Raw genomic sequence first — 8,909 nt, 5'->3', positions numbered from 1 at the left:
TGCGTGAAGATTGTATTTCTGTGCTAATTCAGCAACGGTTTTATCTCCTTTAGCGGCGGCCAAGGCCACTTTAGCTTTAAATTCAGGAGAGTGGTTTCTACGTTTTCTAGTCATCATCTATTCCAATATTTTTGGTTACTATAAAAACAGAACAATCACTTAAAGTCATGTCCGAAAATTGGGGGCCAGTTCTTAGTTTACAACAGCAAGCGATTGACTCTGAGAATTTGCGTCGCAAATTAGCATGGCAACATGCTCCGATAAAAACGACGGAAGCGCTAATTCGCCTTGCTAACAGAAACTCTGTTTTAGACTTACTTTCTCCTACTGGTAAAGAGAAGTTTATTAATAGTGTCACATTTACCAAAGCTGGTTTGGGTGGATTTAATTATGAGCCTTTAGAGTATGAACTTACTCCAACACAAATTTATAAAGTGCTGTCGCTATTTGGGGCTCAGCATGTTGTAGGTCAACTAAATGGAGCGAGAGTGGAAACTAAGGAAGATGCTATGCTGCTAAATGAAGCATCATTCGGGTTTGGCAATACAATAATGACCAATGGTTTTAAGGACTATGAGTGTGTCTCGGGTCATAATTGTTACCAAAGCTATGAATATATTTGTTTGGGTAGTTGCCAATAAATTCTCAGTTGTACCGTATTATTTTTAGGAAGAACAAAGCTCACTTTTAATTAAGTGAGCTTGTACAGAGAGGAGCCATGCGACAGCTAACTATTTTTCTTCTTTTTATACCCAGCATTGCTTTTTCAATTGAGTTTGAAAAGTGTAAAACGCTCACAACTTATGATCATTCCACGATAATGGAATATAGCCATAAGATTGATGAAGAATCTAGGCGGAAGATGCAATCACAGCGAATGTTAGAGCATAACTTGTTTGACCTGCGAGGCAAAAATTATTGGGCGTTGTACGAAAAGTGTTTGCATCATCTGTTAGATGGTCAGAAGCTCGAAGATATGAATGCGAATAAGTTACATGATCTGTATAAGACATTAAAAAAGATATTTTTTTACGCGCCACAAAGAGCACAATTAATCCCTAAGTTGGAAGAGTTAACTTTTAGAGCACTCGCTATACGTAAACTCGATAAAAAACCAATCAGCGATCTCTATAAGAGTTATCTATTTGTTAGAAACTTTGAGGGCGCACGTAAATTACGTTTGGAATATCCTGATCTGTACTTACCACAGGTGCCAAAGGTCAATACAAAGAAGAGACAAAAACGGGACCTGTTAAAGTTGATAGACAAGGGTAGTTTATTAACTCAAAAAAGCTTTAGTTTTAAAGACTCGGGCTTAGTCATTATGATAGGTTCGCCATTTTGCCAACCCTCGAAGAAGTTTGTTACTTGGTTGCTAAAACATGACGAACTTAAATCCGTATTTATAAATAATTCATACTGGCTTATGCCGCAAAACGGCAATCTCTATATCGAAAAAGTTGCTAAGGAAAACCAAGCACTCGACGGTGTGGAGTATTTATATATTTATGATCAAGCCGATTGGCCTGAAATAAAATATTGGGGCACGCCTAGTTTTTATTTTTATACAAAAGGTCAGTTAGTGGGGAGCATACAGGGGTTTGATGAGTTCAATTTTGAAGCTAAATTTAAATCTATGCTATCAAAAATAGACCTTATTTAAACGTTTGAAAGCAAGGGTTATGGAAGATATTAATAACGGAGTTGTACGATAGCTTTGACAGAAAAACGTGGAAATCTCACTTGTGATTAATGATGTTTTAAGGTGCTTAAACTCCGCACAATAGACGAGCAGGTAGGCTACAGTTATATGATTAACTATTTATAACTCATTACTATTTAAAGATAAAAATATTTGTTATGGAACTTGGAACAGAAATTACCCCTTACTATATCGTTGCCAGCGCGTTTATGATGTTTGTGCACTTGGTGTTGGCGTATGGGGTTTATCATGAAGCGGAGCAAGTGAAAAAGCGTAAGCAGAAGTTGTGGTTTCTTGGCTCGTTCTTTTGGTTTTTGTTGACCTTAAGTGTTGGGATTTTTGCAGCAGCAGCGTTTTGGCTAATGCATTGCTCTAACCTTAAAGATACGCCACTTAAATCACGGTGATGTTTTAATACTAATCAGGTTCTATGATCATCGTCTTGATTTAACAACTGCAGGATATACTGCATGACCTGTCGTGAATAAATCATGGTGGTATGGCTTAAATGAAACACCTTATGCTCGGCCATGCCTTTGAGTTTCGTCTCTTCAAGTAACACAGTGCCATCAGAGCGGCTGCCTTTTTTTAACAGTGGCATTAGGCCAAGTGGCAAGTCGCCAGCTATGCTGTAGAGCTTGGCTTTAAATGGCCAATCTTGATTGTCACTGAGTAAAAATTCGATGCTGTCTTTGAGCAGCATATCAAAGCCTTTGTTATGTATGTGTTGGGCAATGGCACTGCCTTTATGTGGCGTGCCTAGGGTGATCACTTTTTTTACCCAATGGCTTTGCTCGGAGTGATGTTCAAGATAGGCTCTGGCGACTAAGCCACCCATTGAGTGACAAACAAGGGCGGTAGGTTGGCGATTGATAAATTTATCAATCGCGGAAAAAATAGCGCGCTTATCTGGCGACAGCGTATTGTAGCTGAGGTTTAATATCTCAAACCCTTCTTTTTCAAGTTTGGTGCAAAGCGGATGCATCACAAACCCAGACATGTACAAACCGTGTAATACCACCACACGCTTTATCGCCATATAAACTCCTATTTTAATAACTCAGGGGTGCAATGTACGCTGTTTTGTTCATCGCTTACCCATATCTCACCATCTTGTACTGTCACAGTTAAAGACAGTGAGCGCGCGGCCATTTTGGCCAATAGCTCGGTGGCTGAATAAGGCAGGCTGACTACAGATAAGTTGTCATAGTTTGCCAACTTAGCCTGATTTTTTTGCCACCAAATAGCTTGGGCGTTTTCACCATAAGTATAGAGCACAACCTGTTTTGCTCGGTTGCAGGCTTTTTTTAGGCGCTTTTCATCAGGTAAACCCAGCTCTACCCATAACTCAATTTCATCGCTGTAGTTTTTTACCCAAATTTCCGGTTCATCGTCGGCGCACAGCCCTTTGGTAAACTCCAATCGCTCTTGATACTGCAACGCGTAAGCGAGCAGTCTGACCATTAAACGTTGTTCGTTTTCTGATGGATGTTGCGCTACCGTCAGCGACAGAGTTTGATAGATATGCCTATCCATATCACTGAGCGACAGCTGTGTTTTTATAATAGTTGACTTTAACGCCATATGAATCTTGCCCATATAAAATGATGCGCGCAGTATACTTGAGTTCAAGGATCTGTTTGTGGAAAAATGACGAAAAGAGATAGTTTTCTCTTCCTGATACCCTCGTTGCGGAAGCAATTAAGAACAAAATGATATGGCTATTCTTTGCGTATCTGTTTCAAATAAGCTTAGCTTCCCACCACCTTGCATGCACGCTATAGCATTGACATTAGTGCTAGACCTGTAATTTATAGAGAATAGAGTAACTGTTTCAGTACCATAGTTGCATAACAACCAGAAGGAAGAAAAAATTGGAAGCGACATTTAAAATGACCGGGATGCAACTCATCTTCTTCGAGGTCATCGCAACGGATAAATACCTGAACTAAAACTGGCCGTTCAACTTCTCTTGCCCTGAACTCATTTTCATGCGCTATATATCGCTTGTACTTATACCCACTGTGGTCAAGCAAGATCGGAAGAACATCTTTGACGTTTTTAGGATACAAAAATGAAATACCGTCAGATTGTTCTGTAATTAGAACGTCTTCTGGCAGAAGAGTTAGTACTTGCTGAACGTCTTTATTCCACAGCCAAGATGAGTAGGCTGAACGATAAAAAGCTAACTTTCGCGGGTCTATTCTGGAAAATAGCTCGTTAGAGCTTTGCAATGGATGCTCGATTAACTCGGGACTATCACCCAGCTGGTTAATAAGTTCAGTAGCGAGTTCATAATCACTTTTTTCGAGTGCATGGCCGATTAAATGAGCTATTTTCTTACCATGCGGTATCCCGAAGCGCTGGGTGTCATAATAGTTAATAAACATAAAGTTAAATGTGCTTTTATTTATTAATTTCTCCTTCAGTTCGGTGTTTATTGCTCGTACCACTATATCAAACGTATTCCCAAACAAATCTGCGATCTCAATTTTTTTGTCAGATCGGCCAATGTGAGATAAATGAATATATTTTTCACTTTTGTCGGTATCATAGTAGGTATAGTTGAAGCTGCTAGGATCTAGGTTGTTTCGACTTGGATTGGCAACCGAAATATACTGAGTCGTTACGCCATCTTTATCCTTCAACCCTGCAAAGTGGATATAACTTTTGCTTAGGCCAAAATGTTGTGAAATTGCATCAATAACGTCAAATGTTTCATAATTTTTTTTAGTAACTCTGAAGCATTGATAATGCCTGTGCTCAAAATCATCAATGCGGTGATGAGACTGAGTTTCTTGAACTCGAAAGTCCTCGGGTATCTTTTTTAGTACAAAATTCATTTAACACCTTGTTAATACTTGTATCATTTCATTGACTTTTAAGTGCTAATAGTCACTGTGCGCATTTTCACCATTGAAGAAAGCGCGCATATCGTCAGCCAACAAAGCTTCGATTTTTAACAACGTCATAACGCTATAAATGACTAAATATATTGGAATTTTTATATATTTTTGTTGTTGGCATCGCATTATAAGAATAAATGGTGTTAATATACAGCAATACGTTATACAAATGAGATTTATTTCTCTTTTGTTTTTCTTCTTTGTTCCTGAATTGTGTTAGATCGTAAGGATAAAGGTATAGTGCAAGACTGCAGAAGAGACTGCTTCTGAATTTGGAGTGAAAAGTATGAAAGACGATGAAGTGTTGATCGGTGGTATTGAGAAAGTTGACATTAAAATAGTTGATTATCAGCCACACTGGTTCGAGATGTTTGAGCAACATAGGCGGAAAATAAAAAATGCGCTTGGTCCAGAGGCATTGCAAATTGAACATATAGGATCGACCTCTGTCCCTGAGCTTGCTGCAAAGCCAATTATTGATATTGTTGTCGTTGTAAATGACTCTGCGGACGAAGGCAGCTACCTGCAGCCATTGCTTGACGCTGGGTATCAATTGAGAGTTAGAGAGCCACTATTCTTTGAGCATAGGATGGTCAGAACACCGGAACGGGATGTACATATCCATATTTTTTCTGCAGGTTGTCAAGAAGTAGAGCGTTACTTATTACTGAGGAATTATCTTCGAGTGAACCCAGAGGCTAGATCGGAATATGAAACAATAAAACGCAAGTTTGCACAACGGTCGTGGGAAGATATGAACGCCTATGCGCAAGCAAAAACAGACTTTATTGAAAATTTGATACGTTTGGCGAGAGAATCCAAAATTCAAATTTAGTAGCCTATGGATCAGAAGATAAGTGACGTTTAACATATGCTCACTTGTTATCGCAAGGATAGTCTTAGCATAGAAAACAAAGGACAGCCGCAGTATGGCTCAGTCAAATATAAAATTGATCGATAAATTGAGTACTTACTCATTAGCCACTCTGATCCAAAAACAGAGTCTCGAATCACCAAACCGAATTGCAATTAACTTAAATAATGATTCGGTAACTTTTGATGAACTTTCTACTCAAATACAAGAAGGCGCACTTTACCTATCGCACCAGGGTATTACGACAGGCTCGGTGGTCGCCTTTTGCGCGAATCGTTCCATAGAAATGATAGTTTTAATGTTATCGTTAAATAAAATTGGTGCGGTTATTATACCGATAGATCCGTTGTACCCGAATGAGCGGATAGAGTATATGATTAATGATGCTGGTGTTAGCCATGTACTGAGTGATTCAAAGTCATTTGAGATGCTGTGTGCAAAGCATATTAAAGTGTTAGATGTTCAAAATGCTTATAGAGCAAGTCAAAAAGAATGGAATAATCAGTCTGCTTCTGGAGTCGCTAATATTTGCTTTAGGCCGTATGTCGATAGTCCTGTCTATATCTTGTATACGTCTGGTTCTTCTGGAAAACCTAAGGGAGTAATCGTAAGACATGGCTCTTTGGAAAATGTCGTGTCTTCTGTTTCTCGCCGTATTGGGTTTACCCAGTCAGATCGATTAGCAGCTATAACTCCAATGAGTTTTGACATTGCTTTTTTAGAAATACTGATGCCTTTGTATAATGGTGCAACATTGTACCTATTTGATGATAAAGCGACACGAGATCTTTCTCGCCTTCAAACACAATTGGTATATTTTCAAATCAATGTGTTGCAAACGACCCCTTCACTATGGCATTTGATACTCCAAACAGGTTGGAAGCCTCCAGCTGGGTTTAAGGCTTTGTGTGGTGGAGAGCCCTTATCTAATAGCCTTGCTCAATCTTTACTAAGACATGGTGCGCAGCTTTACAACTTATATGGACCAACGGAAACGACTATTTGGTCTACGCTTGCGCGCATTTTCGATAAAGTACATATCGGAAAGCCAATTGCAAATACTCAAATTTACATTGTTGATACTAATACCAAACCGTTACCTGTCGGGGAGGTTGGAGAAATATGTATTGCTGGTAGGGGGCTTGCTCTTGGGTATTTGAATCAGCCTCAGTTGACAGCTCAAAAGTTTGTGTACAGTAATATTGTAAAATCCGGACGATTATATAAAACAGGTGATCTCGGTTATAAACTGCCTGATGGTAATTTTTGTATATTGGGCCGATTAGACGAGCAGGTTAAAGTGAACGGGTATCGTGTCGAACTAGATGAAATTGCAACTCTTATAAACGATAGTGGACTCGTCTGGGATAGTGTGGTGATAGGTGCTAAGAGCCAGAATCTACAGACCCAAATAGTAGCTTTTCTAAGGAGCAAAAGCGGGTATGATGAAGAACTTTTAAGGCAGCAATTATTAAAACAGCTACCTGTTTTTATGCTGCCAAGTAGGTTTGTCTTGGTGGATAAATTACCACTCACAACAAATGGGAAAACAGATTTATCAGCATTGCGCGCATTATTATTAACGATGCCACAAAGGTCTAAGAATAAGCAAAATGCAATTGTTGCATGGCTTTTACAGCAGCTTGTGGAACTCGAAGTAAACCCCCAAATTTGTGATGAGACAAATTTTTTTCATCAGGGACTTTCATCATTTAGTGGGCACTTGATTGTACAGCGTATTAAAGTTGGGCTGAATATAGATGTGCCCTTGCTTAGCATCTATAAATATCCCTCCTTAAAAGCATTATCTCGGTATATTGCTCAACAAATTTTTAGCCAGAAAAGCCTTATTGGTGTAGAAGTTATTCTGAGTTTAATTGCAGCACAGGACAATAAAGGGACCAGTAATCGATGGTCCTCAAGTTTACATATTCTAGAATCTCTAAATGCCACGTTCGCACTAGATATTTCTGAGCAAGAAATAGTTCATTTTGAGCACCTTGAAGAAGTTGCTCAGTTTGTTTTGAACACAGGACTGGCGATGTATCGCTTTCTAAATAATTTAAACTATCAAGTATTGCGTTTGAACCAGGAACCTCGAGGTTCAAATGAACCCATGTGTGAAAGTATTTTACGTAGAAAGCTATCTCAGTCGTTGGCAAAACATAATATTCCTGGAGCAGCGATAGCACTTTTTTTACCTGAGCAGACTTTCTTTGCTGTTGCTGGTATGGCGAACTTAGAAACACAGATACCTGTTACATTACAGACTCGTTTTAGAATTGGCTGCATTGCTAAAGTTATTACGGGAGCTGTGGTGATGGATTTCGTTATAAAAGGATTATTACAGCTAGATACCCCTATAAAATACTACGTTCCTGAGTTTAAGATTAAATGTTCCGAATATGCATCACAAATAACTATGAGGCATTTGCTTTCCCACACGTCAGGGATTGATGAAAGTAGTATACGAAAGCGCAGTTTTTCTGGTCTGGATGGTATCCAGAAACATATGCAATTTACGTCTAATTTATCAAGCTATTTTCAACCGGGGAAAGGAGCTTCTTATACAGACGTTGAGTTTATCATTGCTGCGGCAATTATTGAGCAAATATCAGGGAAGTTTTGGCATGAAATTGTTGGGGATTTTATGCAGCGATATGGTCTTGTTGAACATACAGGAAATGATGTTGCTGTGGGTTATCAAACGGATAGCGGCTCAGTATTCAGACGAAGTAGCGCCGCTGATGTTGAACAGCTATCTTCACTAAACCCTTTTGATGGTATTCAGATCCCGATGAATATTCAAAGCTTGGCTAAGTTTGTACAGTTGTTTTTGAATAGCCACAAGGGGAAGCAAGGTGAGTGGTTTGATGTTGAACAGATGTGTACTGTACAAGCCGAGTATCAAGGGCATCTGGATTGGAATAAGCTAGGACTTTCTTTATTTCACTATCGTGATGGTATGTTAGGGCGAGCGGGTTCATCGTTCGGTCATGAAAGCATTATTAAATTTGATCGGAAGCGCAATATTGGAGTCGCATTTTTAGCAAATCAACTGCCCAGTTTAGCTGTTGCTCATGAAATTTTGGCTGATGTTTTCCCAAAATATAATCAACTAAAATATAAAAAAGAGCTAAATGACTTTTCTATTTATGTGGGTGAGTACTTTAATGATGCATCGTCTATAGTTGTTTTTGAAAATGAAAGAAATGAGTTAATGATAAAAAAAAATGAAGGTGGCGAAGTAGTAACCGCAAAGTTGGAGTATTTAGGAAGTGAGCACTTTTATAATGTTCAGTCTAGGTGTAAAAATGTGTCTGGAGTGCTTAGTTTTTTCTTTAAAAACAAAAGTAATATTAATTGTGCGGATTTTTTATCTCATCGAATGGTTACGTTTAAAAGATTATTAAAATAAATATTTAAT

At 38.7% G+C, this 8,909-nt stretch carries 8 protein-coding genes and 1 pseudogene; 5 read left to right on the top strand and 4 right to left on the bottom strand.

The features are described from left to right. Positions 1-114 (bottom strand): annotated as a pseudogene (locus tag HC733_RS13660) (IS3-like element ISVpa4 family transposase); the annotation flags it as partial. A 53-nt stretch (positions 115-167) separates the two neighbouring features. Here HC733_RS13660 and HC733_RS13655 point away from each other — a divergent pair. The 3 genes from HC733_RS13655 to HC733_RS13645 all read left to right on the top strand — a co-directional run bounded on the left by HC733_RS13655 (position 168) and on the right by HC733_RS13645 (position 2,109). Then, positions 168-641, top strand: coding sequence for a hypothetical protein (locus HC733_RS13655; protein WP_190365602.1), 474 nt, complete (start codon positions 168-170; stop codon positions 639-641). 221 nt (positions 642-862) lie between these two features. Beyond that, positions 863-1,663, top strand: coding sequence for a hypothetical protein (locus tag HC733_RS13650; protein ID WP_190365601.1), 801 nt, complete (start codon positions 863-865; stop codon positions 1,661-1,663). Positions 1,664-1,860: 197 nt separating this feature from the next. Further along, the gene (locus HC733_RS13645) at positions 1,861-2,109 is read left to right on the top strand and encodes a hypothetical protein (protein WP_190365600.1); all 249 of its coding nucleotides are present in this window, start codon (positions 1,861-1,863) and stop codon (positions 2,107-2,109) included. 14 nt (positions 2,110-2,123) lie between these two features. Here HC733_RS13645 and HC733_RS13640 read toward each other — a convergent pair whose 3' ends face one another. The 3 genes from HC733_RS13640 to truD form a co-directional block, all read right to left on the bottom strand. Then, the gene (locus HC733_RS13640) at positions 2,124-2,741 is read right to left on the bottom strand and encodes a PGAP1-like alpha/beta domain-containing protein (protein ID WP_190365599.1); all 618 of its coding nucleotides are present in this window, start codon (positions 2,739-2,741) and stop codon (positions 2,124-2,126) included. 8 nt (positions 2,742-2,749) lie between these two features. Beyond that, positions 2,750-3,286 carry a YaeQ family protein gene (locus HC733_RS13635; RefSeq protein ID WP_190365598.1) on the bottom strand — a complete coding sequence of 179 codons (537 nt, stop codon included), beginning with the start codon at positions 3,284-3,286 and terminating at the stop codon, positions 2,750-2,752. A gap of 227 nt (positions 3,287-3,513) precedes the next feature. Next, positions 3,514-4,545, bottom strand: a complete 1,032-nt coding sequence (gene truD / locus HC733_RS13630; RefSeq protein WP_190365597.1) for a tRNA pseudouridine(13) synthase TruD — start codon at positions 4,543-4,545, stop codon at positions 3,514-3,516. Between the two features lie 349 nt (positions 4,546-4,894). On the opposite strand from truD, the gene HC733_RS13625 reads away from it, so the two are divergent. Both HC733_RS13625 and HC733_RS13620 read left to right on the top strand, forming a co-directional pair. Then, complete coding sequence (locus HC733_RS13625) at positions 4,895-5,443, top strand: GrpB family protein (RefSeq protein ID WP_190365596.1); 549 nt, start codon at positions 4,895-4,897, stop codon at positions 5,441-5,443. A gap of 94 nt (positions 5,444-5,537) precedes the next feature. Then, positions 5,538-8,900 carry an amino acid adenylation domain-containing protein gene (locus HC733_RS13620; protein WP_190365595.1) on the top strand — a complete coding sequence of 1,121 codons (3,363 nt, stop codon included), beginning with the start codon at positions 5,538-5,540 and terminating at the stop codon, positions 8,898-8,900. Positions 8,901-8,909 lie beyond the last annotated feature (9 nt).

The sequence above is a fragment of the Pseudoalteromonas sp. S16_S37 genome (assembly GCF_014694405.1).
Taxonomy (GTDB): Bacteria; Pseudomonadota; Gammaproteobacteria; order Enterobacterales; family Alteromonadaceae; genus Pseudoalteromonas.
This window is presented reverse-complemented; position numbering and strand designations above follow the sequence as displayed.